The 2,527-nt window shown below is 56.5% G+C and carries 1 protein-coding gene and 1 pseudogene; both read left to right on the top strand.

Going from position 1 to position 2,527, the window contains the following annotated elements:
• Positions 1-856: 856 nt before the first annotated feature.
• Positions 857-1,716: pseudogene (locus C8024_RS23330) on the top strand (strawberry notch family protein); the annotation flags it as partial.
• Between the two features lie 543 nt (positions 1,717-2,259).
• On the top strand, positions 2,260-2,527 hold a 268-nt coding region (locus C8024_RS23335), incomplete at its 3' end, for a strawberry notch C-terminal domain-containing protein (RefSeq protein ID WP_367947271.1).

A 2,527-nucleotide genomic window follows, 5' to 3' on the forward strand; every position in this document is an offset into this window, starting at 1 on the left:
CCCCGCCCGGCTTGCCTGGGCTATGGCTTTGGCAGCGGGCACAAAGCCCGAAGATATCGTACTCGAGCCATCCGCGGGAACGGGAATTCTCGCCATCTGGCCGCATCTTGTTGGCGCGAAGCTAATCCTCAATGAGATCGACGGCCTGCGCGGTGCGTGTCTAAACGAGCTGTTTCCGGGCGCTCCGCTCTCCTCACACGATGGCGAGCTGATCGACGAACTGCTTCCACCGCGCCACAATCCAAATCTTGTCATAATGAACCCGCCATTTGCCCGTAGCGCAGAACGGGGCAAAGACTACCGCTCAGCCCTGCGGCACTTGCGCTCTGCCTGGCGGCGTCTGGCGCCAGGCGGACGGCTTGTCGCGATCATGCCCGAAGGCTTTGACGCGACCATATTTGCTAAAAACGATCCTGCTCCCTGCGCTCTGCGTTTGGATGCGCGCATCATGCGATCTTTCGCCCGCCGGGGAACCGGCATCACCGTGCGCCTGGTGGTCTTCGATAAATTTGTTTCCGAGCAATGCGTAACACCAATCGACATCGCTGATTTTGAGGGTTTGTACAGAGCCTGCTGTGCTTTGCCCGCTCGCGCTACCTCCAAACCAACGGCGCAAACTTCCAGGTCCAATGCAAAGCCATTCGCGCTGGTATCGAACGATCGTTCGAAACGCCCTGTCGCGCCAGTTTCCAAATCCTCTCCAGACTCGCAAATATCCGAAAAACTCATCTTTGAAGTTCTCGGCGATGCGGCACCAACGCCGGAGCAAAAAGGCATTTATCTAGCCTATCGGCCAAGCCGGATATCAATCGCCAATGCTCCCGTTCACCCGACACCGCTGGTGGAATCGGTAGCGATGGGGTCTGTTGCTGCGCCAGTCCCGCAGCACCAGCCATTGGTTCCGGCAGACTGGCGGGAGAAACAGCTTCTTTCCGATGCACAATGCGAAACGCTTATTTATGCAGTAAACGCCTTCGCCCGCGATTTGCCCGGTACTTACAGGCCAATCAACAAAGGCTCTGGGCTGGAACCGTCCGAAGAGGGTTTCTGTTATCGGACTGGCTTCTTCCTAGGTGATGGAACTGGCGCGGGGAAGGGCCGAGAGATTGCTAGTGTCATCATGGACCGGTGGCTGCAGGGTCATTGCCGTCATATCTGGATTACCAAAACGAGACCTTGCTTGAGGACGCCCGCCGGGACTGGTCCGCGCTCGGCGGCTTGCCGCTTGATATCCAGTCGCTTTCGAGCTGGAAGCTGGGAAGGCCGATTTCAATGTCAGGCGGGATTTTATTTGTCACCTATCCAACGCTGCGCTCGGGCAGGATGGATACGACTAGACTTGCTCAAATATTGGAATGGGCAGGGCAGGAATTTGATGGCGTCATAGCCTTTGATGAAGCTCATGCGATGGCGGGTGCGCTGGGGGGAACGGGAAGCCGCGGCAAAGTCAAAGGATCCGAACAGGGCATTGCAGGTCTGCGTCTTCAAAATCTTCTGCCCAGCGCGCGAGTATTATATGCATCAGCAACCGGCGCATCTGATATTGCCAACCTTGGTTATGCGGCGCGTCTTGGATTGTGGGGACCGGAAACCGCCTTTCCCAATTATGACACGTTCCTCACCGATATCCGAGCGGGCGGTATTTCTGCGATGGAACTGGTCGTGCGCGACCTTAAATCCCAAGGTCTCTATCTGGCCCGCGCCTTGTCCTTCGCGGGCGTTGAATATGAGCTTCTCGAACATGAACTGACCAAGGAACAAATATCGGTTTACGATAGTTATGCCGGGGCTTGGGCGATTATTCACAAGAATCTCGAGGCGGCCCTTGAAGCCACGCGGATCGTTGATGAGGATAGCGGCGATACGCTTAACCGAAATGCAAAAGCAGCGGCGCTTTCGATATTCGAGGGTACCAAGCAGCGTTTCTTCGCGCAGCTGCTGCTATCGATGAAACTTCCCAGCCTGCTCCCGGCGATCGAACAGGCATTGGAAGAGGGACATTCCGCCGTTGTGCAGCTTGTCTCGACCGCCGAGGCAATGCTCAACCGCAGACTTGCCGATCTCAGTGCTGAAGAACGCGAGCAGCTTGATATCGACCTGTCCCCGCGCGAATATGTCATTGATTATCTGGCCAAAAGTTTTCCGGTCCGTTTGATGCAGGTGTTCCTCGATGATGACGGCAACTTGCGATCAGAGCCTATGTCCACTTCGGAAGGCCATCCAGTCCTCTGCCCGCGCGCCGTTCAGGCAAGAGACGCGATGATCGAAAAGCTGTGCGCGCTTCCGCCCATTTGGGCGGCGCTTGATGCGGTAATCGAACGTTTTGGAACAGATCATGTTGCCGAAGTGACGGGCCGGACCCGCAGGCTTGTAAATGGCAGCGACGGACGTCAACGTCTCGAACGCCGCACGGCGCGGTCGAATTTAATCGAAGCTCAGAGCTTTATGGACGGCGAGAAGCGCGTGCTTATATTTTCTGACGCAGGCGGGACAGGCCGGTCCTATCATGCCGATCTGGACGTACAAA

This window comes from Sphingopyxis sp. BSNA05 (assembly GCF_013265645.1).
Classification (GTDB): Bacteria; Pseudomonadota; Alphaproteobacteria; order Sphingomonadales; family Sphingomonadaceae; genus Parasphingorhabdus.